At 67.8% G+C, this 20,183-nt stretch carries 24 protein-coding genes; 19 read left to right on the forward strand and 5 right to left on the reverse strand.

Annotated elements, in window-relative coordinates; translation table 11 throughout:
* Positions 1-51: 51 nt before the first annotated feature.
* Positions 52-810: a YoaK family protein gene (locus tag CFB52_RS32410; RefSeq protein WP_059575128.1), complete on the reverse strand. Its 759-nt coding sequence runs from the start codon at positions 808-810 to the stop codon at positions 52-54.
* 235 nt (positions 811-1,045) lie between these two features.
* On the opposite strand from CFB52_RS32410, the gene CFB52_RS32415 reads away from it, so the two are divergent.
* The 10 genes from CFB52_RS32415 (at position 1,046) to CFB52_RS32460 (ending at position 10,157) form a co-directional block, all read left to right on the forward strand.
* Positions 1,046-1,396 carry a hypothetical protein gene (locus CFB52_RS32415; protein ID WP_060011137.1) on the forward strand — a complete coding sequence of 117 codons (351 nt, stop codon included), beginning with the start codon at positions 1,046-1,048 and terminating at the stop codon, positions 1,394-1,396.
* The gene (locus tag CFB52_RS32420) at positions 1,393-1,605 is read left to right on the forward strand and encodes a twin transmembrane helix small protein (RefSeq protein WP_006489184.1); all 213 of its coding nucleotides are present in this window, start codon (positions 1,393-1,395) and stop codon (positions 1,603-1,605) included. The genes CFB52_RS32415 and CFB52_RS32420 overlap by 4 nt, the downstream gene beginning before the upstream one ends.
* A gap of 281 nt (positions 1,606-1,886) precedes the next feature.
* Positions 1,887-2,690 (forward strand): transporter substrate-binding domain-containing protein, encoded by an 804-nt coding sequence (locus CFB52_RS32425; protein WP_059575130.1) that lies wholly within the window; start codon positions 1,887-1,889, stop codon positions 2,688-2,690.
* A 4-nt stretch (positions 2,691-2,694) separates the two neighbouring features.
* Positions 2,695-3,429 (forward strand): ABC transporter permease, encoded by a 735-nt coding sequence (locus tag CFB52_RS32430; protein ID WP_060011097.1) that lies wholly within the window; start codon positions 2,695-2,697, stop codon positions 3,427-3,429.
* On the forward strand, positions 3,426-4,193 hold the full coding sequence (locus CFB52_RS32435) for an ABC transporter permease (RefSeq protein WP_060011094.1): 768 nt from the start codon (positions 3,426-3,428) through the stop codon (positions 4,191-4,193). The genes CFB52_RS32430 and CFB52_RS32435 overlap by 4 nt, the downstream gene beginning before the upstream one ends.
* 26 nt (positions 4,194-4,219) lie before the next feature.
* Positions 4,220-5,602 (forward strand): LLM class flavin-dependent oxidoreductase, encoded by a 1,383-nt coding sequence (locus CFB52_RS32440; protein WP_059575134.1) that lies wholly within the window; start codon positions 4,220-4,222, stop codon positions 5,600-5,602.
* Between the two features lie 102 nt (positions 5,603-5,704).
* Positions 5,705-7,273, forward strand: a complete 1,569-nt coding sequence (locus tag CFB52_RS32445; protein ID WP_081066468.1) for a sugar ABC transporter ATP-binding protein — start codon at positions 5,705-5,707, stop codon at positions 7,271-7,273.
* Positions 7,270-8,328 carry an ABC transporter permease gene (locus CFB52_RS32450; protein WP_059575135.1) on the forward strand — a complete coding sequence of 353 codons (1,059 nt, stop codon included), beginning with the start codon at positions 7,270-7,272 and terminating at the stop codon, positions 8,326-8,328. The genes CFB52_RS32445 and CFB52_RS32450 overlap by 4 nt, the downstream gene beginning before the upstream one ends.
* Positions 8,329-8,495: 167 nt before the next feature.
* The gene (locus CFB52_RS32455; protein ID WP_089466175.1) at positions 8,496-9,566 is read left to right on the forward strand and encodes a substrate-binding domain-containing protein; all 1,071 of its coding nucleotides are present in this window, start codon (positions 8,496-8,498) and stop codon (positions 9,564-9,566) included.
* Positions 9,567-9,626: 60 nt separating this feature from the next.
* The gene (locus CFB52_RS32460; RefSeq protein WP_059575139.1) at positions 9,627-10,157 is read left to right on the forward strand and encodes an OsmC family protein; all 531 of its coding nucleotides are present in this window, start codon (positions 9,627-9,629) and stop codon (positions 10,155-10,157) included.
* 143 nt (positions 10,158-10,300) lie between these two features.
* On the opposite strand, the gene CFB52_RS32465 is transcribed toward CFB52_RS32460, so the two are convergent.
* Positions 10,301-11,221, reverse strand: coding sequence for an AraC family transcriptional regulator (locus CFB52_RS32465; protein ID WP_060011090.1), 921 nt, complete (start codon positions 11,219-11,221; stop codon positions 10,301-10,303).
* Positions 11,222-11,359: 138 nt separating this feature from the next.
* Here CFB52_RS32465 and CFB52_RS32470 point away from each other — a divergent pair, with 138 nt between their 5' ends.
* A complete protein-coding gene (locus CFB52_RS32470; RefSeq protein WP_060011089.1) occupies positions 11,360-12,325 on the forward strand; it encodes an SDR family NAD(P)-dependent oxidoreductase in 966 nt (321 codons plus the stop codon).
* An 82-nt stretch (positions 12,326-12,407) separates the two neighbouring features.
* On the opposite strand, the gene CFB52_RS32475 is transcribed toward CFB52_RS32470, so the two are convergent.
* Positions 12,408-13,700, reverse strand: a complete 1,293-nt coding sequence (locus CFB52_RS32475) for a HipA domain-containing protein (RefSeq protein ID WP_060011087.1) — start codon at positions 13,698-13,700, stop codon at positions 12,408-12,410.
* On the reverse strand, positions 13,690-13,974 hold the full coding sequence (locus CFB52_RS32480) for a helix-turn-helix domain-containing protein (RefSeq protein WP_060011085.1): 285 nt from the start codon (positions 13,972-13,974) through the stop codon (positions 13,690-13,692). The genes CFB52_RS32475 and CFB52_RS32480 overlap by 11 nt, the downstream gene beginning before the upstream one ends.
* 451 nt (positions 13,975-14,425) lie before the next feature.
* Between CFB52_RS32480 and CFB52_RS32485 the strand changes: the two genes are divergently transcribed.
* The 4 genes from CFB52_RS32485 (at position 14,426) to CFB52_RS32500 (ending at position 16,130) form a co-directional block, all read left to right on the forward strand.
* Positions 14,426-15,136 carry an MgtC/SapB family protein gene (locus CFB52_RS32485; RefSeq protein WP_060011083.1) on the forward strand — a complete coding sequence of 237 codons (711 nt, stop codon included), beginning with the start codon at positions 14,426-14,428 and terminating at the stop codon, positions 15,134-15,136.
* Positions 15,137-15,207: 71 nt separating this feature from the next.
* A complete protein-coding gene (locus CFB52_RS32490) occupies positions 15,208-15,633 on the forward strand; it encodes a CBS domain-containing protein (RefSeq protein ID WP_059575150.1) in 426 nt (141 codons plus the stop codon).
* Between the two features lie 27 nt (positions 15,634-15,660).
* Positions 15,661-15,930 (forward strand): DUF2934 domain-containing protein, encoded by a 270-nt coding sequence (locus CFB52_RS32495; RefSeq protein WP_180278296.1) that lies wholly within the window; start codon positions 15,661-15,663, stop codon positions 15,928-15,930.
* Between the two features lie 35 nt (positions 15,931-15,965).
* Entirely contained in the window at positions 15,966-16,130 is a 165-nt protein-coding gene (locus CFB52_RS32500) for an alpha helical protein (RefSeq protein WP_060011081.1), read from the forward strand.
* 71 nt (positions 16,131-16,201) lie between these two features.
* Here CFB52_RS32500 and CFB52_RS34895 read toward each other — a convergent pair whose 3' ends face one another.
* Positions 16,202-16,345, reverse strand: coding sequence for a hypothetical protein (locus CFB52_RS34895; RefSeq protein ID WP_180278297.1), 144 nt, complete (start codon positions 16,343-16,345; stop codon positions 16,202-16,204).
* 254 nt (positions 16,346-16,599) lie between these two features.
* Between CFB52_RS34895 and CFB52_RS32505 the strand changes: the two genes are divergently transcribed.
* The 4 genes from CFB52_RS32505 to CFB52_RS32520 all read left to right on the forward strand — a co-directional run bounded on the left by CFB52_RS32505 (position 16,600) and on the right by CFB52_RS32520 (position 20,174).
* A complete protein-coding gene (locus tag CFB52_RS32505) occupies positions 16,600-16,881 on the forward strand; it encodes a hypothetical protein (RefSeq protein ID WP_060011079.1) in 282 nt (93 codons plus the stop codon).
* 73 nt (positions 16,882-16,954) lie between these two features.
* Positions 16,955-17,962, forward strand: coding sequence for an SDR family oxidoreductase (locus CFB52_RS32510; protein ID WP_060011077.1), 1,008 nt, complete (start codon positions 16,955-16,957; stop codon positions 17,960-17,962).
* A 205-nt stretch (positions 17,963-18,167) separates the two neighbouring features.
* Entirely contained in the window at positions 18,168-19,094 is a 927-nt protein-coding gene (locus CFB52_RS32515) for a TauD/TfdA family dioxygenase (protein ID WP_059575159.1), read from the forward strand.
* A 48-nt stretch (positions 19,095-19,142) separates the two neighbouring features.
* Positions 19,143-20,174, forward strand: coding sequence for an ABC transporter substrate-binding protein (locus CFB52_RS32520; RefSeq protein ID WP_059575161.1), 1,032 nt, complete (start codon positions 19,143-19,145; stop codon positions 20,172-20,174).
* Positions 20,175-20,183 lie beyond the last annotated feature (9 nt).

The raw sequence follows: 20,183 nt of genomic DNA on the forward strand, positions 1-20,183 counted from the left end.
TCAAATTATAATCGATCCGTTTTCGGCGTTACCGCGGCAAGCGCCGCACGATCAGCGTTTGCTGCGCACCAGCGCGAGCAGATCGTCGATCACCGGCACGACGGCGAGCGTGACGAGCACCGCGGCGAGCGGCACGGTCGACACGTAACCCACGTGCTTGAAGCCGATCGCGCCGGCCAGGCCGCCGACGAAGAACGACGCGAGCATCGTCGCGTGTATCCGCAGTTTCGACCGGTTGGCGATTACCGCGTGGGCGTCGACGTCGATGGCCGAGCGGTTCCAGTAGAACAGCTTGCCGAGCTCGATGCCGAGGTCGGTCACGATGCCGGTGATGTGCGTCGTGCGGATTTCCGCGCCGGACAACTTCGTGATCGTCGCGTTCTGCAGCCCCATGATGAAGCACAGCAGCGTCACGGTCACCGGCACGAAGAACGTTTCCCACAGCGCGAGATGGCTGCCGAGCAGCCCGAACAGCAACAGCAGCGCGGCTTCGACCAGCAGCGGCAGCATGAACTGGCTGTGCAGCCCGCGGCGGCGGCCCCAGTTGACGAGGATCGCCGAACAGGCGGCGCCGATCAGGAACGACCCCAGCGAGCTGATGCCGGCGAGCGCGAGCCGCACGTCGCCGAGCGCCGTCTGGTCGGCGATCGCCGACACGATGCCGCTCATGTGCGACGTGTATTGCTTGACCGCGAGAAAGCCGCCGGCATTGGCCGCGCCGGCGACGAACGCGAGCGAAAACCCGAGCTGGCGGTTGGCGTCCGCGCTGCGGTGTTTTCCGGTCAGGTTTCGAAAGTACTGCGCTGGCATAGGGGCTTCGCTCGATCGTCGCGGATTCGCGGGTACAGGCGGAAAACCGGTGCCGGAGGGCGTGGCGGGCCCGCCGCTTGCGCCGGATGCCGGGGCTGTCGAATCATGTGATGGACATGATAATGTCATTATCATACTCTGTTGGCCGGATGGTGCATTCAGTACAATGACGGAAGGCGCCGCCGGCCGGCTGTTTCGCCGCCGCGCGGCGCTGATCACTTCTGCCCACCGCTTCATGACCCCGATCAAGTTCATCCTTCGCTACACGGCGATCCCGTTCACGGCCATCGTCGCCGTGGTGGTCTGGACCGTCATTCCATCATCGAAAGAGATCGATGCGAGACAATATGCGGCGCTGTCGCGTGCGTACACGAGTTTCCCGCTGCAGTTCCGGCGCGAGATCTCGGACACGATGGCGCACGGCACGATCAACGACCGGCGCTACCAGGCGCTCGTGCGCGATTCGCTGGGCAACGGCGTCGCGCTGGACTGGCCGGCGTCGGGCGTCGGCGGCGTCGCCGACGAGCGGCAAAAACTGGCCGAACTGATTCAGGCCGATTCGGATCTTCAAAGGCAACGGCAATGAAAACCCTGCTGGTTTCTGTGGCATTCGCGATGATCATCGCGAGCCTGATCTTCGCGCTGTACTTCATGAATCACGATCGCGGCAAGTCCAAGCGGATGGCGTGGTCGCTCGCCGCGCGCGTCGGATTGTCGGTCACGCTGTTTCTGTCGCTGCTGATCGCGTACAAGCTCGGCTGGATCGAGCCGACGGGGTTGCCGATCGGGCGGTGACGCGCGGGTTTCGGGCGGGGGGCGGGCGGTTCGGGCCGGCGATGCCGCGTCGTGCCGCCTTCGCCTCAACGGCGGCTCGTACCGTTTCAGGCGGGGCACTCGGCGAGCGGCGCTGCGTTCCGCGTGTGGTATGCGGATCGGTTGACTCGTCGTATATCGCCGGATCAGATATTCATCGAAAAAATAACCATTTGGTACACACATCGGCAGGCTCTACAGTCTCGCATCCTGCTGCCGGTTGCGATGCCGGCGATTTCGAGACTATTTCAGAAGCCTGCCTGATGAATCGACTGCTCTACTCCCGGGCCCGCACCGCAGCGGCCGCGCTGTTCGTGCTCGGCCTCGTGCCGGTTTCCCATGCGGCTCAGCCGACGTTGCGCGTCGGCATCGACGCCGAGTCGTATCCGCCTTTCTTTTCGAAGGACGCGACCGGCAAGTGGAAGGGGTGGGAAGTCGACGTGCTCGATGCCGCGTGCGGCAAGCTGAACGTGCGATGCGAGCTCACCGACATTGCGTGGGACGGCCTGATTCCGGCGTTGCAGAACCGCAAGATCGACGTGATCTGGTCGTCGATGACGATCACCGGCGAACGGCAGAAAGCCATCGATTTCAGCCGCGCGTATTACGAATCGCCGACGGTGTTCGTCGGCGCGAAAAGCGACCGGCGCCGCGTCGACTGTGCGGTCCCCGCGACCTTCAAGGGCCGCGTGATCGGCGTCGAGGCCGGCACCAACTTCTCGGCATTCCTCGATGCCCGCTTCAAGCAGGACGCGCAGATCAAGGCGTTCGACAAGTTCGACAACGCGCTCGCCGATCTGGTGTCCGGTCGCGTCGACTACGTGCAGGAAGGCAAGGGGCTGTTCACGGCGTTCCTCGCGTCGCGCGACGGCAAGGACTTCGAGGTCAAGGCCACGTGCGCGGACGATCCGGTGCTGGGCCTCGGCATCGGCGCGGGCGTGCGCCACGGCGATGAGCTGCGCGGCAAGCTGTCGACCGCGATCACGCAACTGCAGCAGGACGGCACGTGGGATGCGATCACCGCCCGCTATCCGAACCTGAAAGGCACGATCGAGAAGGGCCGCTGAACCGATGGCCGCGGACGATTCGCTGCTCGCTTGGCTCGCCTTCGGCGACGGCGGTTATGGCCGCGTGTTCGCGAGCGCGTTCGCACTGACGTTCGGCGTCGCGGCCGCGTCGTTCTGCACCGGCGTGCTGCTCGGCATCGCCGGCGCGCTCGGCAAGCTGTCGCGTTACGCGGCGCTCGTGTGGCTGGCGCGGCTCTATACGATGCTCGTGCGCGCGCTGCCCGAGCTGCTGTGCCTGCTGCTCGCGTTCTACGCGGTCGCACCGGCCATCGAGAACGCGCTGCGCGGCAGCGGCATCGTACCCGCCGACTTCGCGTTCGACCCGTTCGTCGTCGCCGCACTGTCGCTCGGCTTCATCCAGGGCGCGTATCTCACCGACATCTTCCGCGCGGCGCTCGTCAACGTGCCGGTCGGCCAGATCGAAGCCGCGCATGCGTACGGGATGACGCCATGGCGGACGTTCGCGCGCATCCGGCTACCGGCCGCCGCGCGGCTCGCGCTGCCGGGCGTCGGCAACGTGTGGCTGAACGCGACGAAGGACGCGTCGTTCATCAGCGTGCTCGGTTCGTTCACGGATCTGCTGAAGGCGAGCCAGCTCGCGGCCGGCGCGACGCGGCACTACGTATTCTTCTATGTGGTCACGGCCGCGCTGTTCCTGTTGCTGAGCGTCACGTCGGCGGGCATCTTCGCGGCGCTCGAACGGCACGCGAATCGCGGCACGAGGCGTGCGACGACATGATCTTCTCGCTGCCTTTCCTGCTCGACACGGTAATGCCGAAGCTGCTCGCCGCGGTGCCGACGACGCTGGCGCTGACGCTATTGTCGGGTGCGGCCAGCATATTGCTGGGCGTGCCGCTCGCGCTCGCCGCCGGCGCACGCCATACGCCGGTGCGCTGGTCCGCGCGCGGCTGGCTCATGCTGATCCGCGGCACGCCGCTCCTCGTTCAGCTCTATCTGCTGTACTACGGATTCGGGCAGATCGTCCCGCGGGAGTGGATGCGCGACAGCTGGGCGTCGCCGCTGCTGCGTGACGCGTTCTGGTACGCGATCGTCGCGTTGAGCGTGAACGAGAGCGCGTATGTCGCGACGATCCTGCGTGGCGCGATCGCCGGCGTGCCGGCCGGCGAGATCGAGGCCGGCCACGCATACGGGATGACGCGCGTGCAGGTGCTGCGCCGCATCGTCGGCCCGCGAGCGTGGCGGCTTGCGCTGCCCGCGCTCACCGGAGAGGCGATCCTGCTGCTGAAATCGACCGTCCTCGCGTCCACCGTGACCGTGTTCGACGTGATGGGCACGGCCAATACGCTGCGCTTCGAGACGTTGCGCGTGTACGAACCGCTGGCCGGTGCGGCGATCGTCTATGTCGTGCTGGTCGCGCTGCTGACCATTCCCGCCGCCCGTCTCGAGCAGCGCGTCAATCGCTACCTGACGCGCGCGCCCGACGAACGCATGCCCGCCCGGCGCCGCCGCGCGTCGTCGGGCGCGTGGGCGGCGCCCAACTGATTCCTGCCCTGGTAACGAATTCCACGATGTCCGATCCTCGCCCCTTGCTGTTTTCCCTGTATGAACAAGCCAGCGTCGGCTGCGGCGGCGCGCCGAGCCTGTGGACCCATCCGGCTGATGAACGGCTCCGCGCGAATACGCTCGGGTTCTGGTCGAACCTCGCGCGCACGGCCGAACAGGCCGATCTCGACATGCTGTTCTTCGCGGACGTGCTCGGCCTGTACGACGTCTATGGCGGGTCGGCCGACGCGGCGCTGCAGTGGGCGGTCGAGGCGCCCGCGAACGATCCGATGATGCTGATCCCGGCGCTGGTCGCGCAGACGGAGCGGCTCGCGTTCGGGGTGACCGCGAGCACGACCTACGAGCATCCGTTCGCGCTCGCGCGCCGCTTCAGCACGCTCGATCATCTAAGCAACGGCCGGATCGGCTGGAACATCGTGACGTCCTACCTGACGAGCGCGGCGCGCAACTTCGGGCTCGACCGGATGATCGGCCACGACGAACGCTACGCGCGCGCGGAGGAATTTCTCGACGTCGTGTACAAACTGTGGGAAGGGAGCTGGGCGGACGACGCGGTCGTCGCCGACAAGCACGCGCCGCGCTATGCGCGTGGCGACCGCGTGCGGCCGATCGCGCACGAAGGCACGCACTATCGCGTGCAGGGGCCGCACGTCTGCGCGCCGTCGCCGCAGCGCTCGCCCGTGCTGATCCAGGCCGGCTGGTCGGGGCGCGGGCGCGCGTTCGCGGCGAAGCACGCGGAGGTGGTGTTCGTCGCGAAGTCGAATCCGCACGAGATTCGCGCGGGCCTCGACGAGATTCGGCGGCTCGCGGCCGAACGCGGCCGGGCGGCGGACGACGTGAAGTCGCTGACGGTGCTGCGGATCGTGACGGCGCGCTCGTCGAGCGACGCGAAGGAGAAATATCACACGCTGCAGCAGCACTATCACCGGCACGCGCAACTCGTCAGCTATGCGGGCGACACCGGCATCGACATCGACCGCTATGCGGACGACGAGCCGCTGACGACGCACACGGAAGGGCTGACGTCCTACGTGGTGCGGCCGGACGGCAGCGGCAAGCCGCTCACCGCCGGCGACGTGCGGCGCAAGTTCGCGAGCGTCACGCGCGGCACCGACCTGATCCTCGTCGGCTCGCCCGACGAAATCGCGGACCAGCTCGCCGAGCATGCGCGGCAGTCGACGACGAGCGGCTACATGCTCAATCCGCTGATCAGCCCCGGCACGCTCGACGATTTTGCCGAACTGATCGTGCCGGAACTGAAGAAGCGCGGCCTGTACCGCACGACGCCGGCGAGCGGCACCTTCCGTTCACGGCTGGGCGGCCGCGACCGCCTGCCGGATACGGCCTACGGCGCTTCGTTCCGGTTTCCCGTGCCGGAAGCGGGCTGACCGGCAGATCGATACCGGACGACTCTCAGCGGAGTTGCATGACATGACCGACGACGTACTGTTCCTGCTGCAACCGCATCGTGCCGACCGGAATCTTCGGGCATGAATGGCGCGATGAACGAAACCATGGACACGACGCGGCGCGAAGATCGATCGCATCGATCGGCGTCGCCGCCCGTCCTGAGCGCCGCCGGCATCGCGAAACGCTTCGACGCGACCGTCGCGCTGGCGGCGCTCGATCTGTCGATCGGCGCCGGAGAAGTCGTCGCGCTGATGGGCGCGAACGGCGCGGGCAAGTCGACCTTTGTCAAGATCCTGAGCGGCGCGCTGCAAGCGGACAGCGGCACGCTGACGCTGCACGGCGAACCGTATCGGCCGGGTTCGCCGCACGCGGCGAAGCGGCTCGGCGTCGCGACCGTGCACCAGTCGGTGGCCGATGCCGTCGTGCCAACGCTGTCGATCGCCGACAACCTGCTGCTGGACCGGCTGTGCGATCCGGCCTCGCCGTGGCGCGTGCCGCCGGCCGCGCGGCGTGCCGCGGCGCGGTCGCTCGCCGCACGGGTCGGGCTCGACGTCGATCTGGCGGCGCCGCTGGCCTTGCTGTCGCTGGCCGACCAGCAGCGCGTGACCTTGGCGCGCGCGCTGGCCGGGCAGCCGTCGTTGCTGATTCTCGACGAGCCGACCGCCAGCTTGTCCGCCGCGGAGGCTGAACGGCTGTTCGTCCTGATGGACGCATTGCGCCGCGATGGCGTCGCCATCCTGCTGGTATCGCATCGGCTCGGCGATTTGCGTCGCATCGCCGATCGTGCGGCGATCGTCCGCGACGGCCGGATCGTTGCCGATCTGGCCGCGCCGATCGATTTCGACGCCGCGGTGGAAACGATGATCGGCCGGCCGCTGCCGCGTACGCGTGCGGCGGCGCCGGAGCGTGCCGGGCTGGCCGGATCTGGGGCCGAGGTCGGTTCAGGCTTCAGCGTGCGGCAGATCCGGCTGACGCCGACCAGTACGCCGTTCGATCTCGACGTCCGGCGCGGCGAGATCGTCGCGATCGCGGGCCCGGTCGGCGGGGGCAAGTCGCGCTTCGCACGGACGATCTTCGGCGCGGTGCGGGCGGCGGCCGGCGAGATGACGCTCGACGGCCGGCCGTGGCGGCCGCGTTCGCCGGCGGACGCGATTCGCGCCGGCGTATTCCTGGCCGGCGAGGATCGCTGGCGCACGTCGTTGTTTCCCGATAGCGTGCCGTTCGCGTCGATCGCGGGCACGATCGGCTTTCCGTTCCTGTCGCGCTGGTTCGCGAGCGGCGCGGTGCGCCGAGCCCGCGAACGCACGGCGGCCGCGGCAGCGATCGCGCGGTTCGGCATTCGCTGCGAGGGGCCCGACGATCGCGTCGCGCACCTGTCCGGCGGCAACCAGCAGAAGGTCGTGCTCGCGCGCTGGCACGCCGAACCGGCGCGGCTGCTGCTGCTCGACGAACCGTTCCAGGGCATCGATGCGGGCGCGCGCGCCGATATCGTCGATACGCTGCGCCGTCATGCGCATGAGCGCGCGACGATCGTGTTCGTCAGCGATCTCGAGGAAGCCGCCGAGATCGCCGACCGTATCGTGCGGTTCGATCGTGCGACGCTCGATGGTCTGCCTCCGACTGCTCCCATCGTGGGTGCTTGCTCATGAAACCCGTGACTTCTTCCGATGTACGTCATGCCGCATCCGTCGAACGATCGTCGCGCGCCGGGCCGGCGCGCATCCGCGATGCGCTCGAACGAACCGGCATCCTGCTCGTGCTCGCCGCTCTCGTGGTCGTGTTCGCGATCAGGGAGCCCGCGTTCCTGAACCTCGACAACCTGTTCAGCATCCTGCAGGCGGTGTCGATCGTCGCGTTGCTCGGCGTCGGCGTGACGGTCACGCTCGCGGCCGGTGGTTTCGACCTGTCGGTCGGCAGCGTGGCCGCGACCGCGCAGATGGTCGCGAGCTACGTGCTGGTCGTCTGGCACGGCAGCGCGTGGGCGGCCGTGATCGCCTGCGTCGCGCTCGGCGTGGCCGCCGGATTGTTCAACGGCCTGCTGATTACGCGGCTGCGCGTGCCCGACCAGCTCGCGACGCTCGGCACGCTGTTCCTGCTGGCCGGCCTGCAGTTGATCCCCACCGGCGGCCGTTCGCTGGCGACCGGCTCCGTGCTGCCCGACGGCACGGATGCGACGGGCGTGTTCCCCGACGCGTTTCTCGCGCTCGGCCGGCTGCGCGTGTTCGACGTCGTACCGTTGCCGGTGCTGGTGCTTGCGGCCGTGACGGTGCTGGCCTGCATCACGATGGAAGCGACGCGCTGGGGGCGCGTGATCTATGCGATCGGCGGCAACGAAACGGCCGCGCGGCTGGCCGGCGCACCGGCCGCGCGCTACCGCGTCGCCGCATATGTCGTGTCGGGCGCGATCGCATCGCTGGGCGGCGTGCTGATCGCCGCGCGGGTCGGCCGCGGCGACGTGAGCGCGGGGCACTCGCTGCTGCTCGACGCGGTGGCCGCCGCGCTGATCGGTTACGCGGTGTGGGGCGCGAAGCGGCCCAACGTGTTCGGCACGGTCGTCGGCGCGGTGTTCGTCGGCGTGCTGCTCAACGGGCTGACGATGCTGAACGCACCGTACTACATGCAGGATTTCATCAAGGGCGTGCTGCTCGTGCTGGCCTTGGCGTTTACGTTCGGCATCGGGCGGCGTGCGGATGCCCGGGCGTGATGGGTGAGGTCGCCGAGACTCGGATCAGGCATGGACGGATTCGAAGAATCTTCAGGCTGGGCTGTTTGTTATCCAAAGTAATATCGATTGCCGAATCGGTCGGTTTGAGTTTGCGTGTCGCGCTGATAGATTGAACCGATATCGTTCTATATGGAGACAGACGCGCCATGCGCTCATTGCTTCGCCGAAAGTCACGCATCGAACCGAAACTCGGCGCGCTCGCGCTGGGCGTCGCGCTCGTGCTGGGTGTGCCCGCGGCGTACGCCGGCCCGCTCAAGGGCGCGCCGGCGCCGTTCGACAAGGGCGGCGTGAAGATCGCGCTCGTCAACTACCTGTCGACCGGCGATTTCTTCCAGGCCTACGAAGCTGGCGCGCAGAAGCAGGCACGTGCGCTCGGCGTCGATCTGCGCATCTACGAAGGCCGGCAGGACGCGGCCGAGCAGCGCGAGCAGATTCAGCAGGCGATCAGCATCGGCGTGTCCGCGATCATCGTCAATCACGGCTTGCCGGAATCGCTGAAGGACGTCGTTCAGCGTGCGCTGGACAAAGGCATCAAGGTCGTTGCGTTCGACGTCGATCTCGCCAATCCGAAGGTGCCGCAGATCGAGCAGAACGATCGCGACCTCGCAAACCTGCTGCTCGATCAGGCCGTGAAGGACAACGGCGACGCGTTCGCGGCAGGGTACGTGTACGTGGCCGGATTCGCGCCGCTCGACCGGCGCGATGCCGCGTGGCGCGACTTCAAGCGTGCGCACCCGAAGGTGAAGGAAAAGGCGCGCTGGGGCACCGTCGACAATCCGATCGCGCAATCGGTCGCGAACCAGGCGGCCGCGGCGTATCGCGCCAATCCCGACATTCGTGTGGTGTTCGCGCCGTACGACGAGTTCGCGCGCGGCGCAAAGCTCGCGGCGGACGAGGCCAGGCTGTCGTCGAAGCTGCGCATCTACAGCGCGGACGTATCGACGGCCGACATCGAGGCGATTCGCGCGCCGAACAGCGCGTGGGTCGCGACGGCCGCGACCAATCCGGCGGTCGTCGGCGCGGTGTCGGTCCGAGCCGCGGCGCTGCTGGTGGCCGGGCAAAACCCGGGCGCGCGCATCGCGGTCAAGCCGACGCTGATTACGCGCGACGATCTCGTGAAGAACGACATTCATACCGTCGCCGAACTCGGCGCGAGGTTTCCGGCGTTCCGCGCGAGCGACGCGGCGACGGCCGCGTGGATTCCGGCGGCCGAGTAATCGCCCTGGCGCGCAACGAACCGATCCGTCGCCTGCGTGCCGCCTACCCATGACTCGACCATGACGACCCTGAACGACTATCTCGTACAAAAGCGCGACGCCTGGCGAGCGAAGCAGCAGGCCGCCCGCAACGATCCCGATCTCAAGGCGACGCCGCTGAAGGCGACCGTGCGCGCGCTCGGTCGCAGCGGCGTGCGCGAGATCCGGATTCGCGACTTCCAGGTGATCAGCGACAGCCCGCCCGATTTCGCGGGCTACAACCTCGGGCCTGCGTCGCCGGAACTGCAACTGGGCGTGCTCGGCAGTTGCCTCACGCACATCACGTTGATCCAGGCCGCGGAGCGGGGCCTGAAGATCGACGCGATCGAAGTCGAAGTCACCGGCGACCAGCATCCGCTCGCGCAGCAGCCGGGGTTCGAGCACGTTCCGGTATTCCCGCACAACATCCGCTATACGCTGGACATCGTGTCGCCGGAGCCGCCGGAGGTCATTCGGGCGTTGCATCAGGCGGTCGAAGCGGTGTGCCCGATCTTCAATTTGCTGAGGCTGCCGCAGCACATCGAAGGGGAATTGCGGCATACGAGCGGGTGATGCGCCGACGCATTGCTGCTCGGCCGAGTTTGTAAATGGAATCGGTGTATTGTGATAAGAATACTTATCCCGATGGCCGCGATGCAAGTGCCGGGCGTTGACGTATTCGCACCACCGCGTGCCCGAGGAGGGCCGTAACGACGCTAGTTGCCCGATCCCTTCGTCACGTCATGACGATAGGCACGCGGCGAGCAGCCCACGATGCGTTTGAACGCATGGCCGAACGCGCTATCCGAGTCGTAGCCGAGCCGCTGCGCGATCGCCGAGATCGACGCCGTGGAGTGGCGCAGTTCGCGCATCGCCAGCTGTATCCGCCACCGCAGCACGTATTCGAGCGGGCCGAACCCGAGCCGCCGCTTGAAATGCAGCGCGAACGTCGAACGCGACACATGGCAGCAGGCCGCCAGCGCGTCGACGGTCCAGCGTCGCTCGGGCGCCGCGTGAATCGCGGCCAGCGCCGCGCTCACCCGCGGATCCGCGAATCCGGCCAGCCACCCGACGTCGCCGTTCGCGCCGGCGTCCACATAGCGCCGCAGGATCTGCACGAGCATCATGTGTCCGAGATGCCGAACCATCAGCGAGCCGCCCGGCGACGCCGCGACGAACTCCCGTGCGAGTTGCTGCAGCGACCAGCGCAGTACCGCCGCCGGTTCGGAGTCGCCGATCACGATCACCACGGGCGGCAGGCTGCCGAGCAGCAGCGGCATCCGTTCTTCGTAGGCGAAGCGGCCGCCGATCAGAAAGCAATCGGCCGGTTCGCCATAGTGCGCGATACCGCGGTCGACATGTCGGTACACGTCGGCGGCGGGCACCGGCGCGACCGACGGATCGCTCGCCAGCGAAAATGCCCGCGGCGCGGCGAGCAGGAAGCAGTCGCCCGTGCGCAGCCGGACGGGTGGCCCCGCACCGTCGACGGTCAGCCAGCAACTGCCTTCGACCACCGCGTTGAACTTGATCCCGTCGGGCGGGGGCAGGTCGACGGCCCATGGGCCACCGGCCCGCAGGCCAGTGAAAAACGAGTCGCGCGTTTCCAGCAGCGACAGCACTTCCGATAGCGGGTCCACGCGCAATCCCGGACGATCTCGACGAAAAACCGGATTCTATTGCATTCACAGTCCGGATGCGCGGCCGGAGAATGGGCTCATGCAGTGACGCGGCCGATGGGCGGCCGCGTGCTTCGCACGCCGTTCCTGGAGCTTTCAATGACGAGCAGGCAGCACCCCCTTTATTCCGGATTCGACGCTGCATCGACGGCGAGCGACGTCCTGGCCGGTCTCGACCTGCGCGGCAAGACCGCGATCGTCACGGGCGGCCATTCGGGTCTCGGGCTCGCAACCACGCGTGCACTGGCGCAAGCCGGCGCGCGCGTCGTCGTCGGCGCGCGGAGCGTCGCGGCCGCGCGCGAGGCGACGCGCGGCATCGCCGGCGTGGAGATCGCGACGCTCGATCTCGCGGACCCCGCGAGCGTGGATGCATTCGCGGCCCGGTTTGTCGACGCGCGGCGCAACGTACATATCGTCATCAACAGCGCGGGCATCATGGCCTGCCCCGAGACCCGCGTCGGCGACGGTCGGGAAGCGCAGATGGCCGTCAATCACCTCGGTCACTACGTGCTCGTCAACCGCCTATGGCCTGCGCTCGCGCACGGCGACGGCGCACGTGTGGTCGCGGTGTCGTCGCTCGGGCACCGGCTGTCGCCGATCCGTTGGGACGATATCGCGTTCACGCGCGGTTACGACAAATGGCTGGCGTACGGACAGTCGAAAACCGCTAACGCCTTGTTCGCGGTGCAGCTCGACGTGCTCGGTGCGCCATTCGGCGTTCGCGCATATTCGCTGCATCCCGGCAAGATCGCGACGCCGCTGCAGCGCCATCTGACGCGCGAGGAAATGATGGCGCAAGGTTGGGTGGACGAGCACGGTGTGCCGATCGATCCGACTTTCAAGACACCTGAGCAGGGTGCGGCAACCCAGGTATGGGCGGCGACGTCGCCGCGCGTTGCCGATCTCGGCGGTGTTTATTGCGAGGATTGCGACGTCGCGACAGTGACGCGCGGCAACGAGGAATCAGGCGTGCGGCCGCATGCGATCGATCCGGAGGAAGCGGCGCGGCTGTGGGCGTGGTCCGCGGCCGCGACGGGCGTCGATGCCTTTGCCGTGCGGCGCTGACGCCTAGGTATTCGCCGGGCCGGGCGCCGCGGGGGTATCCGGCGGCGGCACGACATCCGCGCGCGGCAGCCTATCCGCACGTCTACCGCAGCGCGCGCCCCATCTCCGCGATCGGCATCGCGACGATCGAATTCAGCAATCGCATTTCCCCGGCGTCCGGATGCGCGATGTGCCGCACTTCATCGAGCGCCTGCACGACGAGACGATCGAGCGGTTCGAGAAAGCGCCGCAGTTCGCTGGCGGCCGCTTTCTCCCTGAGCCCGAGCGCCTGGCCGAACACGACCAGTGCGTCCATGTCGATATCGGCGAACCGCGTCGCATGTCCGAGCGGCATCGTCAGCTCGCAGTGCGGCCAGTGATCGCCGCGATGGTCGGGCCGGTGCGTCGGCGTGTGATACACGACCGTGCTGACGATGTCGTAGAACGGCGCGAGCCGATAGCCGCGCGCGTCGACGAAGAACGACAGGTTCTTCAGGTGCGCGTCGGCATTGCCGACCACCACGTTGAACACGGTCCAGCGGAACACCGACAGGCGCGTGAGCGCTCTCGTGCTGGTGCGCTCGATCGCGCGGGCCAGTTCCTGTGCGTTCGCCCGCTGATATTTGAAACCGCGGTCGTAGTTGAGCAACTGCATCGCGTCGATCGTATGCACGCGCGCGGCCGGTTCGGACGCGACATCGCGGTCGAACCGGTCGATCACGTAGCACGCGGACGGCGCGCGCAGGAAATGCACGTCCGGTACGTCGAGCCCCATCTTCTTCGCGAGCCGCATGCAGAAGAACTCGTTGATCGCCGAATGCGGATAGCCGGCAGCACGCATGTCGGGTTTGAGGAGGTGCATCGACGGTTCGCTGCCGACCGGCTCGAACAGCGCGTAGTCGGGCGCGTCGCCGCGCAGCACCAGCAGCAGCTTCTGCTGCGCTCCGGCCGCCGACATGCGCTTGGGTGCGGTAGCCGTCAGCGCGCGTTCGGGCATCGCCTGGATTCGCCGTTCGAGCTCGTCGAGCGGCAGCGGCTGCAGGCCGCCGGGCGCTTCGCGTTCGCCATCGGCCAGCAGCGTCAGCGCGCCGGCCGATTCGCGGCCGAAGTACGCGAGCAGGCCCCACGCGTCGGCCGCATCGACCTTCGCCTCGCGCGCGAGCGACGTGCGCATGCCTTCCTCGGGCAGCAGGTTGTCGAAGAACCACTGCACTGGACGATCGGTCGACGTGTCGGTGAACACGCCCGCGCGCAGCGGGAACGCCGGCGACAGCGGATACGCGGCGGGTGACGCGAGCCATTGCAGGTCGTACGCGAACGACCAGATGCCTTTATCGTCGGTCAGCGTGCCCATGCGCACGCCGTTGGCGGATGCGATCAGCGTTCTAGCCGCCATGGCTGCTCCTGCGGCGTTGCGCGGCCTTCAGCGCGGTGGCTTCGGATATCTCGACCGACGACTCGGCGTACAGGTGCACGCCGAGCTCGGCCAGCAGCAGCATGACCTTGCCGATTTGCGCGGTCGGCTTGCCGGCTTCCACCTGACTGATGAATTTCGGCGACAGGCCGGTCGCGTTGGCGAGTTCGTCCCGCGTGAACCCCTGCTGGATCCGCGCGGAGCGAATGAGGTGGGCGAGCGCGCCGATCGTGTCGACGGACCGGGACTCCGACATGACGTTCTCCGTGCTTCGTATCTGAGCGGGAACAGTATCGCATAACTCGCCAAGTCGAGCGGTGATTCGTATTCGCACGGGAACGAACAGATGCTTCCGAGGCCCGGGGGACGGCATTTCGTACCCGATCGGGAACAGATTGTCTGGAAACGGCCGTTGAGAGCCGTTCCCGTATCTGATCGGATACGGAGCGAGCGCCCGGCGGTGTTCGTGGGCGGCAGTCGGTTCGTCGCCGTCTGCGCCCGGCGTGGCGACGCACGATCATTCCGCGGACGAGCGCCGAACACCTTCACCACCGTGGCACGGTGCGCGCCGCACGCCCTTTCTACAATTCCGTCCGACGTACTACAGGCGCCGCCGCACCCGAAAAGCAGGCCCGGTCCTTGCGCCGGGCAGGCGTCGGCGGCGGCGTTCGCGCCCCGCCACATGACGATTTGCACGGGAGGCGCGCATGGAACCGATGCCGGTCGTACTGCAGTGGCACGACGTTCTCGTCAGGATCGCGCTGGCGCTCGTCGCGGGCGGGCTGATCGGCCTCGATCGCAGCGAATCCGGCAAGACGGCCGGGCTGCGAACGACGATCCTCGTCTGTCTCGCCGCATGCCTGTCGATGCTGCAGGTCAATGCGCTGCTGCTGCAGGCGGGCAAGCCGGAGGGGGCGTTTTCGGTGCTCGATCTGATGCGGCTGCCGCTCGGCATCCTGACCGGAATGGGCTTCATCGGCGGCGGCGCGATCCTTCATCGCGATGGCCTCGTATCCGGCGTCACCACGGCCGCGACGCTGTGGTTCGTCACCATCATCGGGCTGTGCGTCGGCGGCGGCCAGTTGTCACTCGGCGCGCTCGGGCTGGTGCTCGCCTTGCTCGTCGTCTGGCCGCTGCGGCTGGTCGAGCAGCGTTTGCGGCGCGTCCGGACCGCGCTGGTCACGATCGAATATCCGCCGGGCTCGGTTGCGCGCGAACAACTGATCGCGAAATTGTGCGGGGCGGGATTCACGTGCCGGACGAAAAGCTTTTGCGAAACGGCTGCACGCACGGTGCGCGAGGAAGAACTGTTCGTGCAGTGGCGCGAAGCGGCCAGCGCCGACGTGATGCTGAAGCAGTTGATGCGGATCGTCGAATCCGCGGGCCTGACGTCGGTCCGTTGCTCGACGGAGAACTGACGCGCGCGGCCGCTGGAACGCGCGATGCTCGTGCAGCAGGCCGCCGTGGGCGGCTTACCCAGGAGCGAAACATGACATGTGTATCGGAGGTGATGACACGCGACGCCGCGACCATCGGCCCAACGCAGAGCCTGCGCGAGGCGGCCCGGCTGATGAGCGAGTTGAACGTCGGCGCGCTGCCCGTTTGCGATGGCACGCGGCTGATCGGGATGCTGACGGATCGCGACATCGTCGTGCGCGCGGTGTCGATGGGCGTGCCGCCGAACGAGTCGATCGAGGGCGTCGTCAGCGGACCCGCGAACTGGTGTTATGAGGACGACGACATTTCAGTGGTGCAAAAGAAGATGGAAGATGCGCAGATTCGCCGCGTGCCGGTGGTCGACCGGCAGAAGCGGCTGGTCGGCATCGTCGCGCTGGGCGATCTGGCGACGGCCGCGGACGGCGCGATGTCGTCGACGCTCGGCGCGGTGTCGGCGCCGGCGCGCCCGGATCGGTGAAGTGCCATGACAGACACGGAGAACGACATGAACGAAGACAGGGAAACGCAGGTCCGCGAGCGTGCGTATCGGCTGTGGCAGGCGGATGGCGCGCCGGACGGCCGGGCCGACGAATACTGGCAGCGCGCCGAGCAGCAGCTCGATGCCGAGGGCGGCAGCGCGGACGGGCGCGTCGGGCAGACGGCCGATTCGCCGGTCGATCAGTCCGCGAAGCGCCGCATTCCGGGCGACCCGCTGCAGGACGTCGATGCGGTGCCGACCGGCGAGGTCGCGCATGAAAGGCGGCGTACGCGGTGAAGCGCGGGTAAGGCAGAGCCGGAAGGAGGACGACGATGACGGCGCATGCAGGCGAAAAGGCGGAAAAGACCGGGGACTTTCGATGCGAGAAATGCAACCGGTCGACGCACGTGCAGGCGGGGCACCCGATCCCGAAGTGCCCGCATTGCGGCAACGACACGTACGGCGAGCGAACGCGCGAACCGGGCAACAAGCAGTAAGGTGATGCGGGCCGCGCACTTCGCTTCGCGCGACGCGCAGACCGGCAACGCGCGCCGCGGCGACGTGCGTGCTAACCGTCCTCGCCCACTTCGGTCGGGTCCGGCAAGTCGGGCAGGTCGTCGTGACGGTCGTCGCGCTCCGGTGGCGGAATGTCCGGCGTGTCGGTCATATCGTCGTCGTTCGGTGTCGCGTTTGTCGCGTGCGTCGGGATCATGATCGTCCTCCTCGGTGTCGACAGGGCACCGGCGCGCAGCCGGCATGTCGCTATCGAGCATCGCGCGTGCCACGCGGATTGCCGCTCCTGCATCGGATGATGCGTCGCTTGTAATTTCTTCAGCGGATTCACCCGCTGGCCGTGCGGCGAGGCGGCCCGATAACGGCATGTCGCTTGCTGGAAGCGTTGCAGGCTGCCGCACCGCCCGCCGTCGCGTGGTGCGGCGCAGTCAGCATCCGGACAGGGAGAACGTCATGACGCAGGACACCCAACGACAGCACACCGCGTCGCCCGATGCGGCACGCGAGACGACCGACGCGCCGGACCGGCGCAAGCCGGCCCCCGATGGCGAATCGACCGCGCGCCGCGGCCATGCGCCCGGTGGCGGCGAACTCGACACGATTCCGGACGACCAGGCGCGCAAAGTCGTTCCCGACGATCCGCGCCAGACCGAGGTGCGCGATCCGGCCGGCAAGCCGTGGGCCGACGAGCACGACGCGCCGGACGATTCGGGCAATCGGCCGCGGCCGCTGTAGCGCGCTGTAGCGGCGACGCCGGCCGAATCGTCGCGTCCCGCTCCATTCCGCCATCCACGCACCGGAGTCCACCATGTCATCAGACGAAGTTTCCGAATCCCGTCGCAAATGGGTGCAGGGCACGACGGCCGGACTGGTCGCCAGCGTCGCCCTGCCGACGATCGCGCAGACGGGCGGCGGCCCGGCCGATGCCGGGGATACGGCGCCGCGCGATCCGCGCACCCTCTATCCCCATGCGCCGTTTCCGCAGCAGCACCAGCCGTGGCCGGGCCTCGCGGGCCGCATGACGCCTCGGCCGGATCATGGCGAGCGCAGCTATCGCGGCAGCGGCCGGCTCGACGGCCGCAAGGCGCTGATCACCGGCGGCGACTCGGGCATCGGCCGTGCGGTGGCGATCGCCTGTGCCAGAGAAGGCGCGGACGTCGCGATCGTCTATCTGCCCGACGAAGAGCCCGATGCGCGCGAAGTCGTGGACCTGATCCGCAGCGCGGGGCGCAAGGCGGTGCCACTGGCGGTCGACATCCGCAGCGAAGGCGCGTGCAACGGCCTCGTCGAGCGGGCGGTCGCCGCGCTCGGCGGGCTCGACATCCTCGTGAACAACGCGGCCCGCCAGCAGAGTCACGAATCGATCCTCGACATCAGCACCGAACAGTTCGACTGGACGCTGCGCACCAACCTGTACGCGATGTTCTGGATCACGCGGGCCGCCATTGCGCACATGCCGCCCGGTTCGGCGATCGTCAACACGACGTCGGTCAATGCGTACGACCCGTCCGCGAACCTGCTGGACTATGCGATGACGAAAGCGGCGATCGCGAATTTCACGAAGGGGCTCGCGAAGCAGATGATCCAGCGCGGCATCCGCGTCAACGGTGTCGCGCCGGGGCCGTTCTGGACGCCATTGCAGGTCAGCGGCGGACAGACGACGCACAACGTCGAGACGTTCGGCGAGCAGGTGCCGATGGGGCGGCCGGGACAACCGGCGGAAATCGCGTCGATCTACGTCGAGCTGCTGTCGTCGCGCTCGAGCTACGTGACCGGGCAGATCTATGGCGCGTCGGGTGGTGCGGGGCAGCCTTAGTCGGCTCGCGGTGCAGGCCGACGCCGAGATGAACCCGGGCGGAGTCTCCGGTCATCGGCACCGGTTGCGCGACCCCCCGATCGGCGCCGTATGCGCGAGCAGCGATCTTTATCACCGCAGCAGATAAACGTATCCGAATCGCTTCGTTGACGCACGTTGGCGCGGCCTCGTAGATTCGCGTTTTGACCGAATCAGGGGCCGTGCCGTGACGACTACCGCCATCCGCGACGCCGCAACGCTTTCCGCCGGGCATCCCGCCTTGCGGCCGGACGGCGCGGCGCAGCATTTCGACATCGTGCCGTTCGACGCGCCGCTCGGCGCCGAGGTGATCGGCGTCGACCTGTCGCAACCGCTCCACGACGACGATTTCGCGCGCATCCATCGCGCGCATCTCGATCACCACGTGCTGGTGTTTCGCGACCAGCGCATCACGCCGGACGAGCACATCGCATTCAGCCGCCGCTTCGGGCCGCTGCAGATTCACGTACTGCACCAGTTCGCGCTGGCCGGCCACCCGGAAGTGCTGATCGTGTCGAACATCGTCGAGAACGGCAAACCGGTCGGGCTCGGCGACGCCGGTCATTTCTGGCACTCCGACCTGTCGTACAAGGAAAAGCCGAGCCTCGGCTCGCTGCTGCACGCGCAGGAATTGCCGGCGGAAGGCGGCGACACGCTGTTCGCGAACATGCACCTCGCGTGGGACACGCTGCCGGCCCACTTGCGCCGCGCGGTCGAAGGGCGGCGCGCCGAGCATACGTATCTCGCGCGCTATGCGGAGCTGCAGGCGCGCAGCCCGTGGCGTCCCAACCTGTCGCCCGAACAGATCGCGCAGGTCGCGGCAGTCGTTCATCCGGTCGTGCGCACGCACCCGGAAACCGGCCGCAAGGCGCTGTTCGTCAGCGAGCATTTCACGACGCGTATCGTCGGGCTGCCCGACGACGAAAGCCGCGCGCTGCTCGACGAATTGTTCGCGCACAGCGTGCGCGCCGAGCACCTGTATCGGCACGCGTGGCGCGACCACGATCTGGTGTTCTGGGACAACCGTTCGCTGATGCATCTGGCCGCCGGCACGCCCGACCACCTGCGCCGCAAGCTGTACCGCACGACGATCGAAGGCGACGCGCCTTTCTGAGCCGCGCGCCGCGTCCTTCATTTCCGTCCCTTTCTGACCGGAGTTCCGATGTCGTTTTCGTTCTTGCCGGCGCGCCGCGCGCTGGCGGCCACGCTCACCGCCGCGCTCGCCTTCGCGGGTGCGGTGATCCCGCAAGCCGCGCACGCGGAGGGCCGCATCCGTATCGCCGAGCAGTTCGGCGTCGTCTACCTGATGCTCAACGTCGCGCGCGACCAGCAACTGATCGAGAAGGAAGGGCGCAAGGCCGGCCTCGACATCAAGGTCGACTGGGTGCGGCTGTCGGGCGGCGCGGCCGTGAACGACGCGCTGCTGTCCGGCGCGGTGGATGTCGCGGGCGCGGGCGTCGGCCCGCTCCTGACCGTGTGGGATCGCACGCGCGGCCGGCAGAACGTGAAGGGTGTCGCGTCGCTCGGCAATTTCCCGTACTACCTCGTGAGCAGCAACCCGAACGTGAAGACGATCGCCGATCTGAGCGCGAAGGACCGCATCGCGGTGCCGGCGGTTGGCGTGTCGGTGCAGTCGCGCGTGCTGCAGTACGCAGCGGCGAAGCAGTGGGGCGACAAGCAGTTCGACAAGCTCGACGCGCTCACGCAGGCGATTCCGCATCCCGACGCGACGGCCGCGATTCTCGCGAACAGCAACGTGATCACCGGCCACTTCGGCAATCCGCCGTTCCAGGAGCAGGAGCTCGCCGGCAACCCGAACGCGCACATCGTGCTGAATTCGTATGACGTGCTCGGCGGCCCGAGCTCCGCGACGGTGCTGTACGCGACCGAGAAATTCCGCGACGACAACCCGAAGACGTATCGCGCGTTCGTCGCCGCGCTGGCCGATGCCGCACGGCAGATCGCGGCCGACCCCGAGCGTGCGGCCGATACCTACATTCGCGTGAACGGGTCGAAGATCGACCGCGCGCTGCTGTTGAAGATCCTGCGCAATCCGCAGGTGCAGTTCAAGACCGCGCCGCAGAACACGCTGCCGCTCGCGCAGTTCATGCATCGCACCGGGGCGATCCGCAACGAGCCGAAGTCGTGGCGCGACTATTTCTTCGACGATCCCGCGACGGCAGGCGGCAGTTGAGCGGAGCTG

The sequence above is a fragment of the Burkholderia sp. AU18528 genome, from assembly GCF_002223215.2.
Lineage (GTDB): Bacteria > Pseudomonadota > Gammaproteobacteria > Burkholderiales > Burkholderiaceae > Burkholderia > Burkholderia semiarida.